At 59.7% G+C, this 26,208-nt stretch carries 27 protein-coding genes and 1 pseudogene; 12 read left to right on the top strand and 16 right to left on the bottom strand.

What is annotated here, in order from left to right; all coding sequences use genetic code 11:
• The 5 genes from BG841_RS10690 to BG841_RS10670 all read right to left on the bottom strand — a co-directional run bounded on the left by BG841_RS10690 (position 1) and on the right by BG841_RS10670 (position 5,289).
• Positions 1-726, bottom strand: a complete 726-nt coding sequence (locus BG841_RS10690; protein ID WP_070057645.1) for a response regulator — start codon at positions 724-726, stop codon at positions 1-3.
• A gap of 216 nt (positions 727-942) precedes the next feature.
• On the bottom strand, positions 943-1,401 hold the full coding sequence (locus BG841_RS10685) for an FKBP-type peptidyl-prolyl cis-trans isomerase (protein WP_070057644.1): 459 nt from the start codon (positions 1,399-1,401) through the stop codon (positions 943-945).
• A complete protein-coding gene (locus BG841_RS10680) occupies positions 1,401-3,617 on the bottom strand; it encodes an acetyl-CoA hydrolase/transferase C-terminal domain-containing protein (RefSeq protein WP_070057643.1) in 2,217 nt (738 codons plus the stop codon). Before BG841_RS10680 ends, BG841_RS10685 begins: the two co-directional genes overlap by 1 nt.
• 121 nt (positions 3,618-3,738) lie before the next feature.
• Positions 3,739-4,050 carry a hypothetical protein gene (locus BG841_RS10675; protein ID WP_070057642.1) on the bottom strand — a complete coding sequence of 104 codons (312 nt, stop codon included), beginning with the start codon at positions 4,048-4,050 and terminating at the stop codon, positions 3,739-3,741.
• 201 nt (positions 4,051-4,251) lie between these two features.
• Positions 4,252-5,289 (bottom strand): NADP(H)-dependent aldo-keto reductase, encoded by a 1,038-nt coding sequence (locus BG841_RS10670; protein WP_070057641.1) that lies wholly within the window; start codon positions 5,287-5,289, stop codon positions 4,252-4,254.
• A 130-nt stretch (positions 5,290-5,419) separates the two neighbouring features.
• Between BG841_RS10670 and BG841_RS17620 the strand changes: the two are divergent.
• The 3 genes and pseudogenes from BG841_RS17620 to BG841_RS10660 all read left to right on the top strand — a co-directional run.
• Positions 5,420-5,992, top strand: a pseudogene (locus BG841_RS17620) (glycosyltransferase); the annotation flags it as partial.
• Between the two features lie 205 nt (positions 5,993-6,197).
• A complete protein-coding gene (locus tag BG841_RS17615) occupies positions 6,198-6,677 on the top strand; it encodes a glycosyltransferase (RefSeq protein WP_322853371.1) in 480 nt (159 codons plus the stop codon).
• Positions 6,646-7,194 carry a phosphatase PAP2 family protein gene (locus BG841_RS10660; protein WP_070057640.1) on the top strand — a complete coding sequence of 183 codons (549 nt, stop codon included), beginning with the start codon at positions 6,646-6,648 and terminating at the stop codon, positions 7,192-7,194. Before BG841_RS17615 ends, BG841_RS10660 begins: the two co-directional genes overlap by 32 nt.
• A gap of 70 nt (positions 7,195-7,264) precedes the next feature.
• Here the strand turns inward: BG841_RS10660 and dinB are convergent, their stop codons facing one another.
• Positions 7,265-8,329 (bottom strand): DNA polymerase IV, encoded by a 1,065-nt coding sequence (gene dinB / locus BG841_RS10655; RefSeq protein WP_070057639.1) that lies wholly within the window; start codon positions 8,327-8,329, stop codon positions 7,265-7,267.
• Between the two features lie 158 nt (positions 8,330-8,487).
• On the opposite strand from dinB, the gene BG841_RS10650 reads away from it, so the two are divergent.
• The 6 genes from BG841_RS10650 to BG841_RS10625 all read left to right on the top strand — a co-directional run bounded on the left by BG841_RS10650 (position 8,488) and on the right by BG841_RS10625 (position 12,724).
• The gene (locus BG841_RS10650; protein ID WP_070057638.1) at positions 8,488-8,781 is read left to right on the top strand and encodes a DUF1244 domain-containing protein; all 294 of its coding nucleotides are present in this window, start codon (positions 8,488-8,490) and stop codon (positions 8,779-8,781) included.
• Positions 8,778-9,167: a HopJ type III effector protein gene (locus tag BG841_RS10645; protein ID WP_070057637.1), complete on the top strand. Its 390-nt coding sequence runs from the start codon at positions 8,778-8,780 to the stop codon at positions 9,165-9,167. The genes BG841_RS10650 and BG841_RS10645 overlap by 4 nt, the downstream gene beginning before the upstream one ends.
• The gene (gene minC, locus BG841_RS10640) at positions 9,164-9,907 is read left to right on the top strand and encodes a septum site-determining protein MinC (protein WP_070057636.1); all 744 of its coding nucleotides are present in this window, start codon (positions 9,164-9,166) and stop codon (positions 9,905-9,907) included. The genes BG841_RS10645 and minC overlap by 4 nt, the downstream gene beginning before the upstream one ends.
• Before the next feature lie 38 nt (positions 9,908-9,945).
• Complete coding sequence (minD, locus tag BG841_RS10635; protein WP_070057635.1) at positions 9,946-10,755, top strand: septum site-determining protein MinD; 810 nt, start codon at positions 9,946-9,948, stop codon at positions 10,753-10,755.
• Positions 10,756-10,761: 6 nt separating this feature from the next.
• A complete protein-coding gene (gene minE / locus BG841_RS10630) occupies positions 10,762-11,013 on the top strand; it encodes a cell division topological specificity factor MinE (RefSeq protein ID WP_070057634.1) in 252 nt (83 codons plus the stop codon).
• A gap of 325 nt (positions 11,014-11,338) precedes the next feature.
• Positions 11,339-12,724, top strand: a complete 1,386-nt coding sequence (locus BG841_RS10625) for a PhoH family protein (RefSeq protein ID WP_070057633.1) — start codon at positions 11,339-11,341, stop codon at positions 12,722-12,724.
• A 57-nt stretch (positions 12,725-12,781) separates the two neighbouring features.
• Here BG841_RS10625 and BG841_RS10620 read toward each other — a convergent pair whose 3' ends face one another.
• Positions 12,782-14,455: an AMP-binding protein gene (locus BG841_RS10620; RefSeq protein ID WP_070057632.1), complete on the bottom strand. Its 1,674-nt coding sequence runs from the start codon at positions 14,453-14,455 to the stop codon at positions 12,782-12,784.
• A gap of 167 nt (positions 14,456-14,622) precedes the next feature.
• On the opposite strand from BG841_RS10620, the gene BG841_RS10615 reads away from it, so the two are divergent.
• The gene (locus BG841_RS10615; protein WP_070057631.1) at positions 14,623-15,627 is read left to right on the top strand and encodes an AraC family transcriptional regulator; all 1,005 of its coding nucleotides are present in this window, start codon (positions 14,623-14,625) and stop codon (positions 15,625-15,627) included.
• A 21-nt stretch (positions 15,628-15,648) separates the two neighbouring features.
• Here the strand turns inward: BG841_RS10615 and BG841_RS10610 are convergent, their stop codons facing one another.
• The 3 genes from BG841_RS10610 to BG841_RS10600 are packed head-to-tail and all read right to left on the bottom strand — an operon-like array spanning position 15,649 to position 18,815.
• Entirely contained in the window at positions 15,649-16,830 is a 1,182-nt protein-coding gene (locus BG841_RS10610; RefSeq protein ID WP_070058788.1) for a thiolase family protein, read from the bottom strand.
• A 31-nt stretch (positions 16,831-16,861) separates the two neighbouring features.
• On the bottom strand, positions 16,862-18,013 hold the full coding sequence (locus BG841_RS10605) for an acyl-CoA dehydrogenase family protein (RefSeq protein ID WP_070057630.1): 1,152 nt from the start codon (positions 18,011-18,013) through the stop codon (positions 16,862-16,864).
• A gap of 40 nt (positions 18,014-18,053) precedes the next feature.
• On the bottom strand, positions 18,054-18,815 hold the full coding sequence (locus tag BG841_RS10600; RefSeq protein WP_070057629.1) for an SDR family NAD(P)-dependent oxidoreductase: 762 nt from the start codon (positions 18,813-18,815) through the stop codon (positions 18,054-18,056).
• A gap of 266 nt (positions 18,816-19,081) precedes the next feature.
• Between BG841_RS10600 and BG841_RS10595 the strand changes: the two genes are divergently transcribed.
• Positions 19,082-19,687 (top strand): M15 family metallopeptidase, encoded by a 606-nt coding sequence (locus BG841_RS10595; protein ID WP_070057628.1) that lies wholly within the window; start codon positions 19,082-19,084, stop codon positions 19,685-19,687.
• 15 nt (positions 19,688-19,702) lie between these two features.
• Here the strand turns inward: BG841_RS10595 and BG841_RS10590 are convergent, their stop codons facing one another.
• From BG841_RS10590 to BG841_RS10570, 5 genes are read right to left on the bottom strand one after another with little or no spacing between them, the layout of a single operon-like run.
• Complete coding sequence (locus tag BG841_RS10590; RefSeq protein WP_070057627.1) at positions 19,703-20,767, bottom strand: succinylglutamate desuccinylase/aspartoacylase family protein; 1,065 nt, start codon at positions 20,765-20,767, stop codon at positions 19,703-19,705.
• A 1-nt stretch (position 20,768) separates the two neighbouring features.
• The gene (rimK, locus tag BG841_RS10585; RefSeq protein WP_070057626.1) at positions 20,769-21,674 is read right to left on the bottom strand and encodes a 30S ribosomal protein S6--L-glutamate ligase; all 906 of its coding nucleotides are present in this window, start codon (positions 21,672-21,674) and stop codon (positions 20,769-20,771) included.
• Positions 21,671-22,171, bottom strand: coding sequence for an ATP-dependent zinc protease (locus BG841_RS10580; protein ID WP_070058787.1), 501 nt, complete (start codon positions 22,169-22,171; stop codon positions 21,671-21,673). Before BG841_RS10580 ends, rimK begins: the two co-directional genes overlap by 4 nt.
• Positions 22,125-23,039, bottom strand: coding sequence for a mechanosensitive ion channel family protein (locus BG841_RS10575; protein ID WP_070057625.1), 915 nt, complete (start codon positions 23,037-23,039; stop codon positions 22,125-22,127). Before BG841_RS10575 ends, BG841_RS10580 begins: the two co-directional genes overlap by 47 nt.
• Entirely contained in the window at positions 23,036-23,854 is an 819-nt protein-coding gene (locus tag BG841_RS10570; RefSeq protein WP_228141640.1) for a hypothetical protein, read from the bottom strand. Before BG841_RS10570 ends, BG841_RS10575 begins: the two co-directional genes overlap by 4 nt.
• Before the next feature lie 194 nt (positions 23,855-24,048).
• Between BG841_RS10570 and phrB the strand changes: the two genes are divergently transcribed.
• The gene (phrB, locus tag BG841_RS10565) at positions 24,049-25,449 is read left to right on the top strand and encodes a deoxyribodipyrimidine photo-lyase (protein ID WP_070057623.1); all 1,401 of its coding nucleotides are present in this window, start codon (positions 24,049-24,051) and stop codon (positions 25,447-25,449) included.
• Here phrB and BG841_RS10560 read toward each other — a convergent pair.
• Positions 25,438-26,208 carry a HesA/MoeB/ThiF family protein gene (locus tag BG841_RS10560; RefSeq protein ID WP_070057622.1) on the bottom strand — a complete coding sequence of 257 codons (771 nt, stop codon included), beginning with the start codon at positions 26,206-26,208 and terminating at the stop codon, positions 25,438-25,440. The genes phrB and BG841_RS10560 overlap by 12 nt on opposite strands.

The raw sequence follows: 26,208 nt of genomic DNA, 5'->3' as shown, positions 1-26,208 counted from the left end.
TCAGGCTTCTTTCACGAACAGATAGCCTTTGCTGCGCACGGTCTTGATACGCCGGGGGTGTACCGGATCGTCCCCGATTTTCGGCCGGATGCGGGACACCCGCACGTCAATCGACCGGTCCTGGCCGTCGTATTCAATACCTCTGAGCGCAGTGAATATTTCTTCCCGGCTCAGGATCCGTCCCGCGCTGCTTGCCAGCAGCCACAGTAAATCAAACTCGGCACTGGTCAGATCGATGCTCACATCATTGAGCCAGGCTTCACGCATGGATCGATCCACCACCAGCTCATTGAACTGAAGCCGCACTGGCTCTTCGCCGTCCCCTGCACCGCTGCTCTCGGACACCCGTCGCAGCTGTGCGCGGATGCGCGCCAACAGCACCCGCGGCTGCACCGGCTTGCCGATGTAATCATCGGCGCCCATTTCCAGTCCAAGCACCTGATCCAGATCGTCAGTGCGCGCCGTCAGCACAATGATCGGACCGGCATACACCGGTCGCACCCGCCGACAAATAGAAAGTCCGTCTTCACCCGGCAGCATCAGATCCAGAACCACCAGGTCGGGCTGTTCATTCTTGATACGCTCAACGGCGCGACCACCATGATTTTCCACGGTCACGGAAAGTCCGTTTGACTCAAGGTACTCGCGGGTGAGGTTCGCCAGCCGCTCGTCGTCCTCTACAATGAGGATCCGCCAACTTTCATTTGTCTGTTCCACACCATCCATCTCTATCTTATTATTCCAGGGAGGCCTCGCTTATCCGCGTCGCCCGACATTTCCCGATTCTTCCTGTTAACCCCAGGCCGGTCGCCTGAGTCCCGTTGCGGTTAAGAAGACCGGTTGTTTTTATAACGTTTCAAATATCCCTCAAAACTATACCTCGGCCCACCCGATTGTAACACCCTGTGACACCATCACCACTGAGCCGGTCATTTTAAGCTCTCAATACAAGGGCATACCGGCTTCAATTTCATCTTCGCTGGCGTCGCGCCGGGCGACAATTTCCAGCTCAAAATACAACGTCAGTCCCGCCAGTGGATGATTGGCGTCCACCCGAATGAGGTTGCCGTCAATGCCCACCACCTTTACCACCTGAGCCTCCGCGGCAGTATTGGTCTGAAAAATCATACCAACGTGCAGATTCTCTACGCCCTCAAACGCCGAACGCGGCACCTTGCGTACCAGCTCGGCCTGATGCTCACCGTACGCCATTGCCGGGGGGATGGTCACTTCCAGGCAATCGCCGGGACCGCGATCACGGACGGCTTCCTGAATACCCTTGATGACACGGTCCGTGCCCAGCAAAAAGTGCAGGGGTTCACTGCCCTCGGAGGTATCGACCACCTTTCCCTGCTGATCTTTAAGACGATAATGAACGGTGTATACGGCTGATTTTTGCATTACGAATTCGTGGTTCCTTTGGGGACAGGGGTTGAAACGGACGAGATGAGCTCGCGCAAGGCGTATGTTAACAGACGCCGATCCAGCCGCGCACGCAGGCCCGTGGGCCGACTCAGCTGCATGCGTTGGAGCAAGGGTTCCAGCCCGGAGTGATCGCCTGAGTGCATCAGCGCGCGCCAGAGTGTGACCAGTTTACCACGTCGGGTCGCGGTTACCGCCTGTAATCGGCCCAGGGCTTTGGCCAGGGTGCGCTCCTGACCGGTCAGGTCAGTGCCAAAAGGAAACTCGGGAAACATTCCGGCGTACTCTTCACAACCGAAGGCCTGCGCCAGGGCCGCCGGGGTATTCTTGCGCCAGTCCGCGGGCAGTTTGAATTCCGCGGCCACCTTGCCCGCCTTTTGGGCCTGTTTCAAGAGTTCGGCCTGAAAGCGGGCATCAGCGATGCGGATCAGCTGCAAACAGACCGTTTCATCGGACCGTCCTCGCAGGTCGGCGATGCCGTATTCGGTAATCACGATATCCCTCAAATGACGGGGTATGGTGCAATGCCCGTAATGGAAGACGATGTTGGACACCGTCTTGCCGGCGGATTTCCGGGTACTTCTGAGACAGATAATGGAGCGGGCGGCTGGCAGTTCGTGGGCCATGGCCACAAAATTGTACTGTCCGCCCACACCGCTGACCACGCGGCCATCGTCGAGGCCGTCCGACACCACTGCCCCACCGAGGGTACAGATCATCGCCGAATTGATCAGACGGCTCTCGCGCCGCTGGGCGACTTTCAGCGCCTGCAACCCGAAGCGGTGGTCATACAAATGGTTGATGTAGTTGACACTGGTCATGCATATTTTATCCCGCACCTTCGCTGGCAAGGTCCGCAACCGCCGATAAAAATCATTCGGTCCCAGAAAAAAGCCGCCGTGCAGGACCGTGCCACCCGCCAGGCGCTGCCCCAAGACACTGGTCGCCATCTGCTGTCGGGCCCGGGCACTGTCCAGATCAGGCACCACCGACTGTCCACCCGCCACCAGCAGGCCATCACGGAACGTCACCGCCTGGTGGAACACTCCGTGGTGTTGCAACCACTGCACATCTCTGGCTCGCATCGGCGACTCAATCAGCCGTTCGGCACGCAAACAATCGAGGGTCGCCATGGATACCTCGGGGGCAATTGCGCCTGCATTGACCAGCTCCTGCAGGCGGGCATGGCCGTAGACCTCACGGGTGAGCACCCCCGCTTCAAGCAGCTGCAGAAAACCGTCAACCAGCATTTCACTGCAGCCATAGAGTCCCTGCCGGAACACGTCATCACCGCCGATCCGCTGCGCGAGCGGAAAGCGCGCAGCGACATTCAGCGTCTGATACACACGCCGCCACTGGGCATTACGGGTATGACGTACAATCGTGCTGTGCACCAGTGCCGTTCCCAACGAACCGATCCCCACCTGCAAGGTGCCACCGTCTTTCAGCAAGGTGCTGGCGTAAAACCCGATGGCGTGGTCGGCCTGACTGACGGCCATCTGGGGCACTGAAAACAACGGATACTCTGTGGACGGGCAGGCAAACAGCAGATCAAAAGTAGCGGCAGGCACCTCGGCATCACGGCCCATATAGGGCAGGTTAGCGTTCACTTCGGCCACCAGGGCCACCGGCGCGCCCTGCTGTTCACGGGCGCGCAACTCGGGGAACAGGTCCAGACTCAGATCGGGGTTACAGCTGAGGCTGACCTGATCCCCGGCCGTGAGCGACGGGGCTACCAGCTGGGTCACCACGTTCACTCCCTGGGCGAGTATGTCGCGCAGGGCATGGGTGTAATTGGTGCACATGTAATGGCGCTGTTGATCAGGGTTTGTCAGGGCGCTGCCGGCTTTGAAAAAGAACTCTGACACTTTGACATTAGCGGGCAACCGCTGCCGGGCTGCATCGCGGGCGTACTCCAGTTCCGGGATGTCACTGTACAGACGCGCCACCAATGGCTTGAGAAAACGCCGCTCCAAGGACGACTGGCCAACCGGGGCGAGCATGGATAGCGCGGTGACAATATGCAGCTGAAGCTCCGGGTCCTGGCGCGCTCGCCGATAGAGTGCGTTGACAATCCGCACCGGTTTGCCCAAGCCCAGGGGCAACCCCAGCACGATGTGTTTGCCCACTCGCGCGATGATCGCATCCACGCAGGCGTGTTCATCGCTCACCGCGACAGGTTTTGACACTGGCATTGCCCCCTCCATCCCTGGCCAGACCTGATACAGGTTTAGCGGAATCATCACACGGCTGGGGGTGGCAAACAACGATTATTAACGGTTCTTCGGGGCGGTCAGACCGAGGGGAAAGGCGGGATTAAAACTTCCATTTCAGGTTGAGGCAGGCACCTTGCTGAAGCAACGCAATGCCGTGATCGGCTTGTGCGGGGTGCGACGCGTAGCTGCGTCCGGTCCGGGCGGACTTGCTGAACCCCAGGTTCAGCAGGCGCGAGCCGACACGGAGCCACTCGTCCTGCTCGGTGCGCTCGAAGTCACCCGACATCTGTTCCTGCAGCACATACACATCGGCCGACAGGGCACCCTTGTGAATCTGCTCGGACGCTTCTGCACGAACCACAAAGGTCACCAGATTGAGCACCAGAAGTGCGAGGAAAATGCGGATTATCATAACGGGAGCAGGCCACCTTGGGAACGCCGACAATTCTATGTTCCCTTGCGGCTAAAGTCTAACCCGGCGACCCATTTTTAATGTGATTTCCGGCACAAAACCCCGCAATCATTTTGTACCGGAAACCGCCTGTTGCGCGAGCATTGGCCAGCGCCCTGCAACATCAGGCACCCCGGGTGCCGGTCACAGGCAGCCGCCCGGTCAGGGGCATGGGTAAGTATAGATTTGATGCAACTGTTCGATCTCGGTCAGCACCTCGTCAGTGAGAACCACCCGGGTAGAGTCCAGGTTTTCCCGTAGCTGCGCCACACTGGTTGCGCCGATGATGTTACTGGTCAGGAAACCGCGACTGGTGACGTACGCCAGCGCCATGTGCACAGGTGACAGCCCGTGTGCTCGGGCCAGCTCCACGTAGGCCTGGATCGCCGCGTCGCTGTGCTCGCCGGTATAGCGGCTGAAACGGCTGAACAGGGTCAGCCGCGCCCCTTCCGGTTTCATGCCATGCAAGTATTTGCCGGATAAAGCGCCGAAGGCCAGCGGTGAATAGGCCAGCAACCCCACTTGTTCACGGCAGGCGACCTCCGCCAGACCTACTTCGAATGAGCGGTTCAGCAGGTTGTACGGATTCTGAATGGCAACCGGGCGGGGCCAGTTGTGGCTCTCAGCCAGGCGCAGATACTCCATGACCCCCCAGGGGGTTTCGTTGGACAGCCCGATGTGACGGACCTTGCCGGCCTGCACCAGCTCCGCCAGTGCCCCCAGGGTCTCTTCGATGGGCGTTGCGTCTTCCGCCGGGTCGTGGTCATAGCCAAGCCGGCCAAAAAAATTGGTATTACGATCCGGCCAGTGCACCTGGTACAAATCGATGTAGTCGGTCTGCAACCGCCGGAGGCTGGCGTCGCAGGCGTGCCGGACCTGCGCGGCGGTCAGGCGCGGGCCATTGCGGATGTGGCCGAGGCTGTCGCCGGGGCCCACCACTTTCGTCGCGATCACCAGCCGCTCCCGACCGCCCCGTGCGGCAAGCCAGTTGCCCAGGTACTGCTCCGTCAGCCCCTGTGTTTCTGGCCGCGGCGGTACCGGGTACATCTCCGCCGCGTCGATAAAGTTGACCCCCTCGGCGGTGGCCAGGTCAAGCTGCGCCCAGGCCTCGGCCTCGGTGTTCTGCTCTCCCCAGGTCATGGTGCCCAGGCACAGCTCGCTGACGCTGATATCCGTGTGGCCAAGTTTACGCTGTTTCATACTTCCTCCCGTTAAGAACCTCTGCCCCATGAATGCCCAGGGCCATAGAGTGTCATGCAGCGGTCATCGCACTGTCATGAGTGCGTCACTGTCGTTTTCCAGAATGGTCTCAGGATAGAGGTCTGAGTGCATGGCCGCCATCCAGACAACCTTCTACCGGAGAACCGGGATGCCAGAACCAGCTCCAAACCTACGGCCAAGCCGCCACATAGCCATCGTGTCGGAGACCTTCGCGCCCGACGTCAACGGCGTGGCAAACACCCTGAAACACCTCCGTCGCGGTCTGCTGCGGCGCGGCCACACCGTGTCCGTGATTCGCCCCCGCCAGCCTCACGAAAACCGTCGTGACCGCAGCAGTGCCGACAACCGCCTGCTGAGCGACGAGTACGTGGTGAGTGGCTTCCCGTTGCCGGGGTACACAGCTTTGCGCTTTGGCCTGGTGCGCTCCTCCGTGCTCATCCGGCTATGGCAAGCACGCCGTCCCGATGTCATTTACGTCGCGACTCAAGGGCCGCTGGGGGTGGCCGCAACCATCGCCGCACGCAAGCTCGGTATTGATCTGTGTTCGGGTTTTCACACCAACTTCCATGCCTACAGCCGTTATTACGGCGTCCGCTTTCTGGAATCCTGGTTGTGTCGCTACGGTCGCTGGTTCCATAACCGCACCCAGATGACCCTGGTGCCAACCGCAGAAGTGGCAACAAACGTGCGTGCGATGGCCATTCAGCCCACCGCCGTATGGAGTCGCGGCGTGGACTGTCAGCAGTTTTCACCCGCCAAGCGGGACCATCAACTGCGGGCGCAGTGGGGGTTACAGCCTGACAGCTGCGCGGTGCTTTACGTGGGCAGGCTGGCAGCGGAAAAAAATCCTGCAACTGGCGGTGGCCTGCTTCGAGCGGATTCGCCGCTTGCACCCAAGCGCCCGATTCATTCTGGTGGGCGACGGCCCGCTCAAACACCCGTTAAGCACCAGCCACCCAGACTATGTTTTTTGCGGGGTCAAGCAGGGCCACGACCTTGCAAGGCACTACGCCTCGGGGGATGTGTTTTTGTTTCCCAGTCAAACCGACACGTTTGGCAATGTGGTCACCGAGGCCATGGCCAGCGGTCTCGCGGTCACCGCCTTCAAGTCCGCTGCGGCCCGCGAGCACATCAACCACGAACGCAACGGGCTGGTCTGCGAACCGGGCAACGACAGCGCCTTTATTGACGCGGCGATGAAACTGGCGGGCATACCCGCGCTGCGCCAGCGCGTGCGCACCCAAGCCCGACTGGACGCCCTGGAACTGAACTGGCACACGCAAATTGCACGTTTTGAAGAACTGATATTCAACTTACCCAAAAAGGCCAAACACCATGTCATCAAGCAGAGCCGGGCGCTTCTTTGAACGGGTGGATCAACGGGAATATGCACTCTGTCAACGCATCAACCGGTCGCTCCGCTTTACCCCCATCCACAATTACTTCCAGGTGATCAGCCGCCTGGGTGATGGCTGGTTGTGGTATGCGCTGATCTTGGTCCTGCCGGTGCTGCGCCCTGACGACGGCCTTGGCATTGCGCTGGGTATGACCGGGGCGGGACTGGCCTGCGCCCTCACCTACAAGGCCCTGAAACACTGGCTCATCCGAGAGCGCCCGTTTATTTCTTTCCCGGCCATCCGTTGCGGCACCCCTCCCCTTGACCGCTACAGCTTCCCTTCTGGACACACCCTGCACGCGGCGTGCTTCAATACCGTGCTGGCACTGACCGCGCCAGCCATCGCCTGGGTTGTGCTTCCTTTTACCCTCAGTGTGGCCGTATCACGGGTCGTGCTGGGACTGCATTACCCCAGCGATGTGTTCGCCGGCGCGATCATTGGCGCGAGTCTGGGAGCGTTGATGTGGTTTGCACTGCTCCAGCACTGAGCCATCCTTGTCTGACGCCTCATCCAGCCCATTCCTGCCGGCAACGCGGCAGGCGCCCGATACCGGCGAGTCAGTCGAACAGCCGCAACTGAAAAGTCGGCGCTTCATCGTTGCGAAAGCGCACACCCAGGCCCAGCAACCGCACCGGGCGTTGCAGGTCGGTCATCAGTTCAGCGAGCAAGGGCGTAAAGTCGTCCCTGTGCGGTGTGCTGACCCCCTCCCGAACCCGCTCCAGCGTGTGGGTTGAGAAGTCGCTGTAGCGAATTTTAACAAACAGTTTGTGAATGGGCTTAGCGGCAGACTTGCGCAACAGCCGGGCCTGCAGATCATCCACCAGGCCCTGAAGTACAAACTCACAAGCCTGCTGGCCGGACATGTCTTCGGCGAACGTACGCTCCACGCTGACGGATTTGACCAGGCGCGTCGCCATGACCGGCCGATCATCTTCACCGTGGGCCATCTGATACAACCGGTAGCCCTGCTTGCCCAGCGCCTCAGTCAACACTTCCGGCCGGGTGGCTTGCAGATCCTGACAGGTCCGTATGCCCATGGATTCCAGCTTGCCCGCCGTCACCTTCCCCACCCCAAAAAGCCTGGTCACTGGTAACTGGCGCACAAACTCTGCCACATCCTGCGGCGGTATCACCATCTGGCCGTCCGGCTTGTTCCAGTCGCTGGCGATCTTGGCCAGAAACTTGTTCGGAGCGACCCCTGCTGAGACGGTAATGCCAACCTCTTTTCTGACCCGCGCCCGCAGGTATTCTGCCATGAGGGTAGCGCTGCCACGGTGAGCGGTCACATCGCTGACATCGAGAAAAGCTTCGTCCAACGACAAGGGTTCAACCAGATCCGTCAGTTCCCGGTAAATGGCCATGACCTGCTGGGAAACCGCGCGGTATTTGGCCATATTCAACGGCACGGTGACCAGATCCGGACACAACCGACGCGCTTCGCCCCCGGGCATGGCGGATCGCACGCCGTAGGCCCGGGCCTTGTAATTGCAGGTCGTCACCACGCCCCGGCCCGACGCCCCGCCCACCGCCAGAGGCACGTTGCGCAAGCTGGGGTCATCGCGCATCTCGACCGCGGCGTAAAAACAGTCGCAATCAAGGTGGATAATTTTTCGCTGGCTCACCTTCCAAACCACCTCCCGAAAACAAATTGTACGCTACCGCATTAAACTACGTTTAAGAAGCCGGTCTTCCGGGCTGCGACATTTATACCCTCTGCGTCTTGCGGTAACATACCTGCTATCCTTGATTCACTGCACTCATTCGATGGATGTTAAATCAAATGTCATTACCTTCTTCAGATCAGCAGCGCATCGAAATTGAAGCCGCTGCGTTTCGCAGATTGGTCAGCCACTTGCAGGAACATACCGAGGTTCAGAATATTGACCTGATGAACCTGGCCGATTTCTGTCGCAACTGCCTGTCCAAATGGTACCGGGCAGAAGCACTGGAACGGGGCGTTGAATTGACCGACCCGGAAGCCCGTGAGCTGATTTACGGCATGCCCTACGACGAGTGGAAAGAACGCTACCAGCTAGGCGCCAAACAACCCCACAAGGGTGCACAACCTGGATGACCATTGCAGAGGCGATCAATATTCATCTGGCTGCGCTGCGGGCCGGACGTTCCGATTTTGAAGACACGCTGGCGTTGGTCGAGCGCTTTTTTGACTATACGCCAACCGGTTTTCACAATGGCTCGCTCGTCAACGCCGCCAATGAAAACCCCGGCTCGTGCAAAGTGTTCGCCCTCGGTCAGTATTGCAATCTGAACGAACCGGACACGCTGCTGTGCTTTGGTCGCCATTACCAACAGGTTCTTGACCATCCCGCCGGTGAATGCCACAGCAACATCCGGCAATTTATAAGCACGGGTTGGTCCGGCATCCGCTTTGAGCAACCGCCCCTGCGGCGGCGCCCGACCTGCCCACCCGACGCCAATACGGAAGGCACCCACGCATGATGGCTACCCAAACCACCGAACAGTGTTTCCAACTGAAGAGTGCCTCGGTTTCCTTAACCGCTCTGGAGCTCTACTACTTCGACAGTGACGATTTTGAAGCCACCCTGCGGGATAAAATCAGCCAGGCTCCAGGGTTCTTCCGTGACATTCCGCTGGTGATCAGTCTGGAGAAATACCGCGGCGTCGACAGCGAACTCGACTTTTTCAGCATGATCGGCACCTGCCGCCGGCACAACATCCACATCATCGGGGTGCGCGGTGGCAGCGACGATCAGCGGCGGCTGGCCCGCAATGCGGCTCTGGCGCTGTTGCCTGCCACACCGCCAAGACAGACACCGGAAGCCACCGAAACCGCTGTGACCGCCCCCAAGGAAGCAGCGCCTGCCGAGCCCGCTCCTGAGCTGGCCTTGGCAAAAGTCGTGACCCAGACGGTGCGCTCGGGGCAACAGGTCTACGCGCCCTCCGGTGATCTGGTGATCATGGCGCCGGTACAGGCTGGCGCCGAAGTGCTCGCGGCGGGTAATATCCATGTGTATGGCCCGCTGCGGGGCCGGGCTTTGGCAGGAATACACGGCGCCACTCAGGCCCGCATTTTCTGCCAGTCACTGGAAGCTGAGCTTGTCTCCATAGCCGGGCATTACAAAATCTCCGAAGACCTGCAGGACAGCGGCTGGCAGTCTGCTGTCCAGTTTCAGCTTCGGGGGGACCTGCTGGTGGCTTCGCCGCTGGACAAAAACTGATACAACGCAACTAAATACACCGAGAAGGGATTGCAATCTTGGCTAAAATCATTGTCATTACCTCAGGAAAGGGTGGCGTTGGCAAAACCACCACCAGCGCGTCCATCAGTACCGGTCTGGCCAAGCGCGGCCACCGGACCGTGGTTATCGATTTCGACGTCGGCTTGCGGAATCTCGACCTGATCATGAATTGCGAACGCAGGGTTGTGTACGATTTCGTCAACGTAATCCAGGGTGAAGCCACGCTGAATCAGGCGCTGATCAAAGACAAGCGGGTCGATACGCTGTACATCCTGCCCGCGTCCCAGACCCGTGAGAAAGAAGCTCTGACCAAAGACGGGGTGGAAAAGGTCATTAACGAGCTGTCGGAGACCTTTGAGTACATCATCTGCGACTCTCCGGCGGGGATAGAACACGGTGCCCTGATGGCCCTGTATTACGCCGATGAGGCGATTGTTGTCTCCAACCCGGAGGTGTCGTCGGTCAGAGACTCGGACCGCATTCTGGGTATCTTGCAGAGCAAATCCCGGCGCGCAGAACTGGGCCTGGATCCGGTGAAAGAACACCTGATGGTGACCCGGTACAACCCGCTGCGGGTCGAAAAGGGGGAAATGCTTTCGGTTGCGGACATCGAAGATATTCTGTCCATTCCTCTGCTGGGCGTCATTCCCGAGTCTCAGGTGGTGCTCAACGCCTCGAACCAGGGCATGCCGGTGATTCTTGATCTGGACAGCGACGCTGGCCAGGCCTACGACGATTCCGTTGCCAGATTGTTAGGAGAAGAACGTGAGCACCGGTTTATGACGGCACAGAAAAAGGGATTTTTCTCTCGCATGTTCAAGGGGTAATGGTAAATGAGCTTTCTGGATTATTTCAGGACTAAAAAGACCAACACCGCCAACGTGGCCAAGGAGCGACTGCAAATCATCGTTGCTCATGAACGTGGCCAGCGCGGGCAGCCGGATTACCTGCCACAGCTGCAGCAGGAGTTACTGGCCGTTATTCGTAAGTACGTGCAGATCGATGACGATATGGTGCAGGTAGAAATTGACCGCAACGACAGCTGTTCGGTTCTGGAACTGAACGTCACACTCCCCGAATACTGAGCCGCAGCCGGGCGTTTGCGCGGGCCGGATGAACCGCTCACCGGCCGGCGCACCTCCACTTGCCCCCTCACCCGCAACGCGACCGCAACCGCCCGCCGATCGTTGACCTCAACGTGGGGATGACGAGCCCTCCGAGAACCGTTAAGCTCTTATTCAGACTGTAAATAACCGTTTTCATCCTATGCCGGCGAGCCTCCCCGATGACCATTTTTGCAAATGCCATCTTCACACCCAGCAGCAAGGCGCTCCCCAACCATGAACCACAGATCGGTTGAGCCGGTTGCACCCCATAACATCGTCGTCTGCCAGAGAGGTAACGAGCCCTATGCCCAAAGCTTCACACGCTCGCAAAAAGTCGTACGTCCTCGACACCAATGTGCTCATCCACGACCCGAGTGCGCCACTGAATTTCGAAGAGCACGATGTCATCATTCCCATGACCGTGCTGGAAGAACTCGACAGTCTGAAAACCGGCAAACAATCGGTTGCGGCGGACTGCCGTCAGGCCATCCGTACCATTGACCGGCTGCTCGGCGACGCCGGCCCCCGGGAGATTGAACAGGGTGTCCCCATTGTACGGGCATTGAAAGCCGAGCCGCTGGGTACGCTGTCCATTCTGATGAGCACCGAACACACCGGCAACCACGCCCTGCCGGAACACCTCAACGACAACAGGATCATCAACTCCCTGGCGGCCTTGCAGGCCCAGCAGGAAAATCGCGACATCATTCTGGTCAGTAAAGACATCAACATGCGTCTGAAAGCACGCGGGTTCGGGGTCGAGGCCCAGGATTACCACAGTGATCAGCTGCTCGATGACATCAACCTGCTGCCGACCGGATACAAGGAGTTCGCGGGTTCGTTCTGGGACACCATCAGCAAGGTGGAAACGCTTCAACGGGCAGGGGTTACCGAGCACATTCTCAAACGGGAAGGTGAACTGGCCAGCCTCAACATCAACGAGTTTGTCGTCGATGAGCAGGGCTTTACCGGCAAGGTTTCCGAAGTGCAGGATGACAAGCTGGTCATACAGGATCTGCACCAGCACGACCTGATGAACGAAGAAGTCTGGGGGTTGGTGCCCCGGGACCGGTATCAGGCGCTGGCCCTCAACCTGTTGCTGGACCCGGACGTGCATCTGGTGAATCTGACCGGTTCGGCGGGGTCAGGGAAAACCATCCTCGCGCTGGCGGCGTCCATCGAAATGACGGTGGCCAACAAACAGTACAAACGCATCATCGTAACGCGCAGCACCCAAGGGCTGGATGAAGACATCGGGTTCCTGCCCGGGACCGAAGCTGAAAAAATGGAGCCCTGGCTTGGCGCCATCGTCGACAACCTGGAAGCGCTGCACGAGGACGATGAGAACATGACGGCGAGTGTGGACTACATCCTCAGCAAGGTGCCGCTGCACTTCAAATCCATGAACTACATCCGCGGCCGCAGCTTCCAACGCAGTCTGATTATTATTGACGAATCCCAAAACCTGACACCGCACCAGATGAAAACCATGCTCACCCGTGCCGGCACCGGCTCCAAGGTGATCTGTCTGGGTAACCTCGCGCAGATCGATACGCCCTACCTCAGCGCCCTGAGTTCAGGACTGACCTACATGACCGAACGCTTTAAAAATTTCAGCCATGGCGGGCATATCCATCTGCAAGGCGTGCCCCGTTCGTTGCTGGCCGAATACGCAGAAGCCAATCTGTAAGGCCCGGTCGGCCCCAGAGGCTACCAGACCGGTAGCCTCTGATACACCCCGCAGCGATCAGGCCAACGCACCCGTATTGGCGTCTTGCTGGAACTCCTTCGCGGCCTGCTGGCGCAACAGGAATCGCTGAATTTTGCCACTGGAAGTTTTGGGCAAGGCGTCCACAAACTCGATCTCACGGGGAAACGAGTGCGTCGACAGGCGCTTGCGCACATGCTGTTGCAGCGCCTTCACCAGCGTCTCATCGGCGGCTGTACCCGGGCGGGTCACCACATAGGCTTTGACAATCGTCCCCCGTTGGGTGTCCGGTTTGCCGATCACGGCACTTTCAACGACCGCGTCATGCTCCAGCAAGGCGCTTTCCACCTCCGCCGGCCCGATGCGGTAACCCGCGGACGCAATGATGTCATCGTCCCGGCCGGCATAAGAAAAAGACCCCTCGCCATTATTGGTAACCACATCACCGGTCAGATAGTAACGACCGTGGAACGGGGATTTTTCGCCCCAGGTGTAGCCTTCGAAGAAATGCAGTGGTGAATTGGCCGTATCTACCGCCAATTCCCCGGTCTCACCCACACCCACTTCCTGGTAATTCGCGTCCAGAGCGACCAGACGGTATCCCGGCAAGGGGTATCCCATACTGGCTTCACGGTAGGGGTGGGCCAGCTCGTGAAAGTTGGCTGAGGTCATGCCGGTCTCGGTTTGCCCGTAATGATCGTACACCTGGCAGCCGAATACCCGATTCATCCAGGTCACCACTTCCGGATTCAGCGCTTCCCCCGCACTGCTGGCCACCCGCAACCGAACGGTCGGGTAATTCGCAACCACTTGTTCATCGGACATCAGCAGCCGGTACACCGTAGGAGCCGCCGCCAGGTTGGTAATAGCATACCGGCGCATGAACTCACAGGCGTTGTCGGTGGTGAATCCGGCTTCATTGAGGTGGGTGGTGCAACCCAGCAGCAGGGGGCCCAGGATGGCGTAGTACAACCCATAGGCCCAACCGGGATCGGCCACGTTCCAGAAATTATCGTCCTGACGCAAACCCACCGCGTAGCGCATGTACACATAGAACGCGGGCAACGCCTTCACCGGCACCGATACACCTTTGGATTTACCGGTGGTGCCGGAGGTAAACATTTGCAGGAACGGGGCGTCGGGGCCCAGCCTTACCGGTTTGAATGTATCCGCTTGCGTTGCCAGCGCGTCTTCGAACAGGGCATCCGCCTCACCGGCGAAGGCATCACCGGCCCCGGCCAGCAACAAGGTCTCCGGCACCCCCTGTACGTCCTTCAGCTTGGGCCATTGTTCCGGATTGGTGACAATCAGTTTGGTGGCGGCCTGTTGGATACGGTACTCAATGGCACCGGCGCCGAAGGCGGTGAACAGGGGCTGATACACCGCCCCTGCCCGGAGTGTGCCAAGGACGGTAATCAACAGTTCTGGCGTACGCGGCAACAACCCGGCCACACGATCGCCCGGGCCAATACCCCGGGAGGCCAGAAACCCGGCAAATTGGGCCGAGCGTCGCTGCAACTCAGCAAAGGTCATCTCGCCACGTCGGCCGTCTGCCCGCTCATAGCGCAAGGCTACGCGGCCGGCATCGGCTGCGTGACGATCACAGATCGCCTCGCAGACGTTAATGCCGTCGTTATAATCCCCTGCAAACTTCTGTAAGATTGTCTCGACTGAAAAATCCGCTGCCAAATCATCATACGTGATCACTGTCATATCAAAACCTGCCTGTTTGACTTGTTCTCTCGTGCCGGTACGGTGGGTGCAAGAGCGACCGCTGGATACGCTTGCTCCAAACAGGTTAAGCAATCGCTGTTGCGAACAAAATGACAGGATCGGGCAGATAATTTGACAAGTATTGCAACCTCCAGAGCCTCCGGTTCATGAAACATCTGACGTTTTCCTCCCACTATGCCCGCGCGATTCTGTATGGCCTCGAGCAAACCGGGGAGTCGGTGGACCCACTGCTGGCGCGTGGGGGCATTGATGCGGAGGTGATTCGTCAACCCAAAGCGCGGGTGCCCACCGATCAGTTTATCCGCCTGTTCCGGCTGGTGTGGAAACACATGGATGATGAGTTCATGGGGCGCACCAGCAAACCCTGCCGGCTGGGCCACTTTCACCTGATGGGGTCACTGGCGGTGCACGCCGCCAATCTGGAAGAAGTGATCCGGCAAAGCATTCGGTGCTATGGGCTGTTTTCCGAGGATATCGTGATCTCGCTCAATCTTGACGGCGCCGAGGCCGAATTGAGCCTGACCCACCGCCGCCCGGAACTGGACCCGGACGCTTTTCTGGTGGAATGGTTGTTGCTGGTCTGGCACCGGCTCATTGGCTGGTTGATCGGCCGTAAAATCATTCTCAGCCACACCACCATGACCGGCCCGCTGCCGGCCCATTTCGATGAATACCGTTTTATGTTTCCCTGCCGCTGCTCCTTCGAGCAACCCCGTAACAGCCTGTTTTTCAGCAAGCAGTATCTGAGCATGCCGGTGACCCGCAGTCCCGGGGAACTGGACAGTTTTATGCGCAAATCACCGCGGGACCTGCTGATCTGGGCCGACGACGACGACAGTGTCACCACCCGGGTACGCCAGTTGCTGGAACAGAGCGAAACCCGCCGCCTGCCCAATCTTGAACGGGTGGCCGCCCGGTTGCACATGACCTCTTATACCCTGTCCCGGAAACTGAAAGCGGAAGGGTCGTCTTATCAGAAGATCAAGGACAACCTGCGCCGGGATCACGCGGTGACCCTGCTGACCCGGCAACACCTCAGCGTGGCGGAAATATCCCACCAACTGGGGTTCGCCGAGCCCGGGGCCTTCTCCCGTGCATTCAAGCACTGGACCGGGCTCAGCCCCCTGGCGTACCGCCAGCAAGATCAATGATGACGGCCTGGCCGGTATTGCTTACAGCAGTTCCACCGCCACTGCGGTTCCCTCGCCGCCGCCAATACACAATGAGGCAACCCCACGGCTCAGGCCGCGCTGACGCAAGGCACTGATCAGGGTTACCAGAATGCGGGAGCCGGAAGATCCGATCGGATGCCCCAATGCGCAGGCACCGCCGTACACGTTGACCTTGTCGCCATCCAGCCCCAACTGCTGTATGGCCAGCAACGTGACCACCGCAAAGGCTTCATTGATTTCGTACAAATCCACGTCGTCCTGGCGCCAGCCGGCCTTGTCGAGCACCTTCTGGATGGCGCCGATGGGCGCCAGGGTGAATTCGGCCGGCAAACGGGCGTGGGTGGCGTGCGCCACAATGCGTGCTATCGGCGTCAACCCTTTTTCCCGCGCCACCGCCGCAGTGGTCAGCACCAGGGCCGAGGCGCCGTCACTGATGGAACTGGAATTCGCGGCCGTCACGGTACCGTCTTTTTTAAAGGCGGGTTTCAACTGAGGAATCTTTTCCGGTTTCGCGTTGCCTGGCTGCTCGTCGGTATCCACCACCGTATCACCTCGGCGCCCCGGCACCTTCACGGCGGCAATTTCCTCGTTGAACCATCCGTTTTGGATCGCTTGCAGGGATTTCTGCAATGAACCAATGGCAAACTGGTCCATGGTTTCGCGGTCAATGCCGTACTCATCGGCGCTGCGCTGAGCGAACACCCCCATCAGTCCGCCGTCATAGGCGTCCTCCAGACCGTCGAAGAACATCGAATCCATCACCTGCCCGTGGCCCATGCGCATGCCTGCGCGGGCTTTGGGCAACAGATAAGGTGCCTGACTCATGTTCTCCATACCGCCGGCAACCATCACCTTGTTGGTGCCGGCCCTGATCTGGTCATGGGCTAAAATCACCGCCTGCATGCCCGAGCCACACATTTTGTTCACCGTGGTGCAACCGGACGCATCCGGAATACCCGCGGCCCGGGACGCCTGGCGGGCCGGTGCCTGACCCAACCCGGCGGGCAACACACAGCCCATCACCACCTCGTCGATATCGGCCGGCGTCAGCCCGGCCTTTTCAATGGCTGCAGCAATCGCCACGGCCCCCAATTCCGGAGAACGCACGCTACTCAATGCGCCCATCATGCCGCCCATCGGTGTGCGGGCGGCCCCGGCGATCACAACAGAATCGTCATTCATCATACTGTCCACCTGTCAGTTGCTTAAGCTATCAGTCTTTACCCAGCACCGAACGGGCGATGACTTCTTTCATCACCTCCGAGCTGCCACCGTAGATCCGCTGTACCCGCGCATCGATGAACGCACGGGAAATCGGGTACTCGGTGGTGTACCCATAGCCGCCGAATAATTGCAGACAGCCATCGGCGACCCGACACTGCATTTCCGTGGCGCTGTATTTCGCCATGGAGGCGGTGGCGGCATCCAGCGCCCCGCGGCTGTAATCAGCGATGCACTGGTTCACAAAAGCCTGGTTGATACGGTAATCGGTTTCCATCTCGGCGATGCGGAACCGGGTGTTCTGCAGCTGTTTCAGCTTCTGCCCGAACAACACCCGTTGATCGGCGTAATCGATGGTCAGATCCAGCGCCCCTCTTGCCGCCGCGACTCCGATGGCACCAATGACCAGACGCTCCCTCGGCAATTCCTGCATCAGATAAGCAAAGCCCTGACCTTCTTCTCCCAGCAAGGCCGAGCGTGGCAGGCGGACATCCTCAAAAAACAACTCCGAGGTGTCGCCGCTGTGCTGGCCGATTTTCTCCAGGTTACGACCCACGCTGAAGCCCGGCAAGGAGGTGTCCACCAGAAACAGACTGATCCCCCGGGCCCCCGCTGACGGGTCGGTTTTGGCCGCCACAATCACCAGCCCGGCGTACTGTCCGTTGGTGATAAACGTTTTGGAACCGTTGAGAACATAACCGTCGCCGTCAGCCACCGCGCTGCTGCGCATGGCCTGCAAATCACTGCCGGCACCGGGTTCGGTCATGGCAATAGCCCCCACCACCTCGCCGGACGCCATTTTCGGCAGCCAGTACTGACGCTGTTGGTCATTGCCCAGATGACTGATGTAAGGCGCCACAATATCCGAGTGCACCATGACATTGGTGGCCAGCCCGCCGAACCCCATACGCGCCAGTTCTTCAACCACCACCACCGAATACTCGAACGGCACGCCGGAACCACCGTATTCTTCGGCCACGTCCACGCACAACATGCCCGCATGCCCCAGGGTGCGCCACAATTCCCGGGGCACAATGCCGTCGGTGTCCCACTGTTCATAGTAGGGTTGCACTTCCGCTTGCAGGGCTTTTACGGCCATCTCGCGGAACATTTTTAACTCGTCTGAGTCACCATAATTACGCATCACTATACTCCAGCGCTATTTATCAAACCGCAGCCCGCGGTTAGCGGGGGGCCATCCTCAATGCACAGTCCAGCCGAATGGTCTCGCCGTTCAGCACCGGGTTTTTAACGATCTGTTCAACCAACATGCCAAACTCCGCCGGTTTACCCAGCCGCTGGGGAAACGGTAAAGTAGCAGCCAGGCTGTCCTGAACCTCCTGCGGCATCCCTTCCATCATGGGCGTCATAAACAGCCCCGGAGCAATCGTGTTCACGCGGATACCGCTGCGCGCCAGCTCACGGGCCGCCTGTAAAGTCATCGCCACCACGCCCCCCTTGGAAGCACTGTAAGCCACCTGGCCGATCTGACCTTCAAACGCAGCCACCGATGCGGTGGCGATAATCGCGCCGCGCTCGCCGTCGGCGTTGGGTTCACGCTGAGCCATATCCGCTGCCGCCAGACGCATGAGGTTGAAGGACCCCACCAGGTTAACCTGAACCACCTTGTTGAAGCTTTCCAAAGCCATCGGGCCGTCTTTACCCAAAATTTTCGCCGCGGGTGCGATGCCGGCACAATTCACCGCCACACCGCACAACCCATGGGCATCGCGAGCCTGAGCCATGGCGGTTTCGGCACTTTGTGCCGAAGACACGTCGCACTGTACGAACACGCCGCCCAACTCCCGGGCAACGGCCGTACCGCGCTGTTCATTCAGGTCCAGAATGGCGACCTTGCAACCCGCTGCCGCCAACGCCCGCGCCGCGCCCTCACCCAATCCCGACGCGCCGCCCGTGACGACCGCCGCAACACCTTGAAACTCCATAACCGTCCTCACTTATCAGCTACAGTGAATATAATTGATATGAGTTTAGTCTGAACCACACGCAAGGCGGGAGCCATGACATATTTGCGCAGGAAAATTGTTAAAACCTGCACAGGGTATGGTGGGAGGGGTTGCGCTTCAGATCATCCGTAACGCGGTGGTTAACGAAGCTGGAGGAAGCAGGCCGGTCGACTGCCCGGCAACCCCCAGGGGTACGTGTGCCTCAGGTCCGCAATCTGGCAATGGCAATCAGGGAGGACAATCCGATGAGCGACAGGTTATTTGCAACCGATGTGCTCTTCTTTCAACGGCTGCTGAAATCCGAAGGATTTTACAAGGGCGCCCTTGACGGCATTTGGGGGCCCCTGTCGGAGGCCGCCTCAGCGAGTTTTGACGCCGGCTACGACGCCCTGAAAAGCGAATTGGGCACCTTTGACCGTCGCACCGAACTGCACATTGCGTCACTGTCCATGCGCGCCCAGAGAGAAGCCCGCCAGTTCATGCACAGGGCCCTCAGCCGCGGGGTGAATGTAAAAATCATCTCGGCCACCCGCACCTACGAAGAACAGAACCGGCTGTTCCGCCAAGGGCGTTTTGGTAACGCCGGTAACATTGTCACCAAAGCTCGCGGCGGCCGCAGCAATCACAATTTCGGGATCGCCTGGGACATAGGCATCTTCAGGGACGACGGCTCCTACTCCACGGACGCCAGCGACTACACCGCGGTCGCCGAATACGCCACCGGCCCACTGGTCTGGGGCGGTGACTGGGTGTCGTTTCCGGACCCACCCCACTATCAGCTAGCGACCATCCAACCAAAAATTGCCTGGGTCCGGTCGCGGTTTGAAAACGGTGAAGCCTACGTCGTTTAAGCGGCGGCGCGTGGCTTACTTCTGCAAATCGTCCCACGGGTGCGCCGGCATGACCGCGTCGCTGCCGTCGCTGTCCATGGAGTCGCGGAAATAGCTCATGGCTTTTTCGGCTTCGCCGAGCTCCTCAAACCGGGCGATGTGGTAGATGGCTTCGCCTTCGTTCACCAGGGGCAGATTATTCACGCAGATCACTATGCCCGAACAGGGCGAGCTGATTTCCCGTTCGACCGCTCCGAACGGGTCAGCGACCATGGCCAGCTTCTGGCCTTTGCGCACTTGTTGCCCCAACCTGGCCAGCGGCCGCATGATGCCGTCCATATCGGTCCGGACCCATTGCGAACTGGCGGCTATTTCGCTGCGTTTGCGTGGCGCCCTGGGGCCGGTTTTCGGGGGCACCATGCCCAACTCGCGCATCACCCGGATGACCCCTTTCACGCCGCTGGTGATCACCACATCGTCAAACCGGAGCGCCTCCCCCCCTTCGAAGGTGACTGCAGGAATGTCCTGGGAATCGGCGTACGCCCGCAAGCTGCCATCGCGCAAGCCCGCGTTAATGACCACGGGTGCCCCAAAGGCCTGCGCCATGCGAATGGTTTCCGGGTTTTTCAGTTCAGCGCGGATCTGCGGCAGGTTGAAGCGGTGAATGGCGCCGGTATGCAGGTCAATAATGTGGGTCACCTGCGCCATGATTTTGGTGCGCAGCAGGTACGCAATGCGCCCCCCCAGCGAACCGGTCTCCGTCCCCGGGAAGCACCGGTTCAGGTCCCGGCGATCCGGCAGATAACGGGTACGCTGCACAAACCCGAACACGTTGACGATGGGGACCGCCACCAGAGTGCCACGCAAGTGACGCAGTACCGAGCTTCTTAATAGCCTTCGGATGATTTCAACGCCGTTGATCTCATCCCCGTGAATCGCCCCGCACACCAACAGCACCGGCCCCTTGCGCCGACCGTGCACCACTTCGATCGGAATGTTCAACGGGGTGTGGGTATACAATTTGGCCACCGGCATCTCCACCGTTTGTCGGCTGCCTGGTCGAATATCAACATCTGCAATCCGGTACGGGGCTCGGGCCATATCATCCGGTTCCTTTGGTACGTGTTTTGTGGGGCTTCTGATTTTTTTCGATCCAGTTGAGGATCAAACCGGCAACGTTTTTACCGGTGGCGTTTTCGATGCCCTCAAGCCCAGGCGACGAGTTGACTTCCATCACCAGCGGCCCGCGGCTGGAGCGCAATAAATCCACCCCCGCCACATTCAGCCCCATGGCTTTCGCGGCGGCGACTGCGGTACGGCGCTCTTCCGGGCTGATGCGCACCAGTGACGCAGTGCCGCCGCGATGCAAGTTGGATCGGAACTCGCCTTCCAGCGCCTGGCGTTTCATGGCGGCTATCACCTTGTCACCGATGACAAAACAGCGAATATCGGCCCCACCGGCTTCTTTGACAAACTCCTGCACCAGTATATCCGCCTTCAACCCCATGAAGGCTTCAATCACGCTCTCCGCGGCCTTGCGGGTTTCCGCCAGCACCACACCGATGCCCTGGGTGCCCTGCAGCAGCTTGATCACCACCGGCGCACCGCCCACCATTTTGATCAACTCCGGCACGTTGTCCGGCTTGTTGGCAAACCCCGTTACCGGCATGCCCACCCCTTTGCGCGCCAGCAACTGCAACGAACGCAACTTGTCCCGGGACCGGGAGATGGCCACCGATTCGTTCATCGGGAACACCCCCATCATTTCGAACTGGCGCAATACCGCGGTGCCGTAAAAGGTGACCGAGGCGCCGATCCGGGGGATGACCACATCAAAACCGTCCAGGGTTTCGCCGTGGTAGTGAATCGACGGTTTGGCCGAGGTAATGTTCATGTAGCAATGCAAAACATCGACTACCCGCACCTCGTGGCCGCGGTTCAGGCCTTCCTCGACCAGCCGGCGGGTGGAATACAGTGATGGGTTCCGTGACAGAATCGCTATTTTCATGGGGTCACCTGCTCGCCCGCTTCGTCAGTCAGGTAAGATGATTCCGGAATTACGATGCAGCGCCCGGCCATTGCGGTCCGGCCCAGCAGCATGCGAAACCGCATGGTGTCCCGGTTGGTCAGGGTCATTTCGATGGGCCACTGCTGGCCGCCGATCTGCAGGCTGGTGGTGATCACCAAGCGCAGTTCCTTATGGCCGCCGGAATCGGTCACCTGGCGTTCATCCACCACCAGTGCATCGCACTCCACCACCTGGTGCATGTCCTGCTGATCGGGGTGCACCCAGAAGCGCACCCGCCGTTCGCCGTCGTCCGTGGTGTAGGGTTCGGTGCGGAAGGTGTGCAGGCAGGAGGTGCGGGCGCCGGTGTCCACTTTGGCCTTGATGCGCGGGATATCCAGGTCCGGGAGCGTCACCCACTCCCGCCAGCCCAACTGCATTCGGGTTGTGTGGTCAGTGTCCGACAACTCTGTGTGCGGCTCCGCCGTTGGCATTGACATCATCTTGTTCCTCTTCCTTGTTGTGCTGGGGGGTCACCAATTCGATACGGAAGGGTTCCGAGTGACTGCCAGCATAAATGCTGGTGTGCGGGAAGGGTATTTCTATGCCCTCCCGATCCAGCATGCGTTTAACCGCGACCATCATGTCGCTGTGTCCCTCACGGACATTGTCCTTGGTTACCCAAAATGAAAACTGCAGATCCACCGACGAGGGTCCAAACCCGGTGACCAGAACAAACGGCTCGGGCTCTTCGAGTGTACCGGGACTTTTCGCCGCCAGCGCCATCAGCAATTGCTCTACCCGCTCAATATCCTCGGCGAAGGCAATCCGGATACTCAGGTCCAGCCGTCGAATGGGGAAGCGTGACCGGTTCACCACCAGCGTCTTGATCAGGGTTTCGTTGGGGATCCGGATGTACAGATTGTCCGGAGTCCGCAGTTTTACACTCAACACATCAACCCCCACGACCTCCCCCAAGGTGCCATCCACCTCAATATATTCGCCGATCCGGAACGGACTTTCGACCAACAGGAACAACCCGCTGATCATATTCGACGCGGAGGTTTGTGACGCGAAGCCAATTGCAACGGTGAGAATACCGGCGGCGCCCAGCATCACATCCATCGAAAACCCGGCTTCGTACATCGCCGCAATGCCAAAAAACACCAGGATCGCGTAAAACACCAGCCGCCGCACCAGCACGGCGTGGTGACGGGACGCCCGTTTGTGCATCAGGTGATTGATCCACCGGGCACTCATGGAGGCCAACACCACCCCGGCGAGTAACAGCACAATGGCGCTGAACCAATGCTCCCACTGTATGCCGGAAAACACCCCCAACACGCTCAGTCCGCTCTGCTCGCTCATCCAAACATCCTGTCAATGGCCCGATGAAGGTAAACCCGCTCGCTGTAGTCCCGTGCGGGGGCAATCAGGGTGCAGTTTCCGGCCAGCTCAATCAGATTCTTGTCAATTTTCAACCGCGCCGAGTTCATCTCGGTTTCACAGGTTACCGTGACCCGCGGGGTCCACAGCTCGCCGTGCTCGTTTTCATGAAGCGACAACAACCGGGTAGGCAAACTGAACCGTTCCACCAGCAATGGCTCATCGCGGCGATTGCGGATACGCACCGGGGTCACCGCACGCCAGGGCCGGCGGGGTACCGCGTCCAGCAGCAGACGGGCATAGCTCGGCGCGGTGTAACACAAATCGCCCTCCATGGTGGACGGGCCCACCCAGGTCAAGGACGGTTCCGACAACGGCAGATCGACGAGCTCCTGCCGCTGCGGACCGACACAGATACGCATCCACACCACGGTGCCAACGTAGATGGTGCACTCACCGCCGGCTAGGATGGTCAGCGGCTGATAGGGCCGGATTACGGTGGGCAGTTTGGCCATCACGGGCAGATACACCACCGTACTCTTGTCTTCCGGACGCATGAACCGCTGCAACGTCACCTCCGTGCCGGGGAGGACGTAATTCACGGTCTCACTCCAGCGCAACCGGTCGGGTTCATCGCCCGAGCGGTCTACCCGGATCTGCCATTCGCTGTCCAGCATGGTGACCCACAATCTCAACTGGGCGAGCTCGTGGTACTGGGTTTCACCCGAGTTAAAGGTATAAGGCGTGTTCCAGCGACCGTCTTTCACGACCGCTTCCGGGTTCAATAAATGTGTCACTGCGCCTGCATCCTCCCTATGCCACATGGCCCTGTGGGGCGCGAATTAGACGGCCGCGGCGGGTGACGAACAATACGCACAAACGCTCACCACACCGCAGCCCAGCTGAATTCCACTATAATCCAATCAGAGAGCCCCGGCGAATACCCAAGTCAGTGATTTTATTACGCCACTCACACACTTGAGGATAGACCATGACACGTCTGGTCTGGTTTAGAAATGACCTGCGGCTGGCCGACAACCCGGCCCTGCACGCGGCCTGCCAGGGCGACGCCCGGGTGATCGCCTGTTTTATGGTCACCGTGGATCAATGGCAACTGCATGACTGGTCACCGGCGCGCCTGCGCTTGGTGGTGGATAGCGTCAACCAGGTCAGCAAGGAGCTGGCCCGCCTGGGTATTCCGCTGACCCTGCTCAGCGCGCACCGGTTCGCGGACGGCATCGACCAGCTGGTCGACTGGTGCCGCACGGAGGGCATCCGCCAGGTTTACTGCAATGAAGAATACGGTGTTAACGAGCGTCGCCGCGACACCGAGACGCGACAACGACTCGCAGCGCTTGAGATTGAGTGGCGGCCACACCACGACCAGTGCGTCGCCCCGGTCGGCAGCATTCTGACCCGGCAAGAGCGGCCCTACTCGGTGTTCACACCCTTTGCACGCACCTGGCGGCAGTGGACGGACGCTCAAGCTCTACCCATTCATCCCATCCCCAAGGCCCGTGGGGAGCCGGTTCACGCGGCGCAGCTGAACACCGACCTGCCCGGCTATGCCGCCGCCCCGCCACCACTGGTTGCCAGCGGTGAATCTGCCGCCCACGATCAGCTGGAAGCGTTTCTGACGGAACGCGGCGGGGACTACCACCAGGCCCGGGAATATCCGGCCCTGGCGGGAACCAGCCAGATCTCTCCCTACCTGGCCAGCGGAGTGCTCTCCGGACGTCAATGTTTACAGGCGGTGAGGCAGTGCGCGGACGACACGGCCGCACAGGAAGGGCTGCAGACCTGGGTCAACGAAATTGCCTGGCGCGACTTCTACATCCACATTCTGTACCACTACCCCCGGATCAGCATGCACCGGGCGTTCAAAACGGAGACCGAACGGTTGCAGTGGAACCCGCCAGGGGAAGCATTCGAAGCCTGGAAAGAGGGGCGTACCGGGATTCCCATCGTGGATGCGGCCATGCGCCAGCTGAATCAGACAGGCTGGATGCACAACCGGTTGCGCATGATTAGCGCCATGTTTCTCAGCAAAAACCTGTTTGTGGACTGGCGGCTGGGGGAAGCTTACTTCATGTCAAAACTGATCGACGGCTTTCTCGCCGCCAACAATGGCGGCTGGCAATGGAGCGCGTCCACCGGAACCGACGCCGCGCCCTACTTTCGGATTTTTAATCCGGCCACGCAAAGTGAACGGTTTGACGCGCAGGGCCGGTTCATCCGTCAGTATGTACCGGAAGTTGCCGACCTGGATAACAAACAGATTCATCAGCCCTGGGTGGGTGGCCACATCCCACCGGGCTATTGCCGTCCCATTGTCGATCTGAAAACCAGCCGACAGGAGGCAATTGCGCGGTTTCAGGCGCTAAAGAACTGACGGGGCCGCGTGGGCGGGGGCGCACACCGGACAACCGGGATCGCGGGCCAGTTTCAGCTCGCGCCACTCCATTTGCCACACGTCCAGCAGCAACAGACGCCCCACCAGCGTACGACCGATACCGGTGATCATTTTGATGGCTTCCATGGCCTGGCTGGCCCCGATCATGCCCACCAGCGGTCCGATCACACCGGCTTCGGAACAACTGAGGGATTCGTTGCCCTGCTCGGAATACAGACAATGGTAGCAGGGGCTGTCTGCCTGGCGCACATCGTACACGGTGACCTGACCTTCACCGCGAATCGCCGCGCCGGACACCAGCGGTACCTGCGCCGCCACACAGGCTCGATTGAGGGCAAAACGGGTGGCAAAGTTGTCGGTGCAGTCCAGCACCAGGTGGGCCTTGCGGGCCTCGGCGGTCAGCTCTTCCACCCCCATACGCTGCACCAGCGGCACCGCCACGATTTCGGGGTTAATGGAGCTGATCCGCCGCGCCAGACTTTCTGCCTTGGGGGTATCCAGCAGCGTCTGGTCAAAGGCGATTTGCCGTTGCAAGTTGGGCAGTTCGACCAGGTCGTCGTCCACCAGGGTCAGATGGCCCACCCCCGCGCCCCCCAGATACATGGCCACCGGACAACCGAGGCCGCCGGCGCCAATCACCAGCACCCGCGCCGCTTTCAGTTTGAGCTGGCCGGCCACATCAAACGCCGGCATCAATACTTGCCGACTGTAGCGCAGTAACTCGTCATCGTTCAGCAT

Origin of the sequence: Marinobacter sp. X15-166B (genome assembly GCF_001752365.1) — a bacterium.
Classification (GTDB): Bacteria; Pseudomonadota; Gammaproteobacteria; order Pseudomonadales; family Oleiphilaceae; genus Marinobacter.
This window is presented reverse-complemented; position numbering and strand designations above follow the sequence as displayed.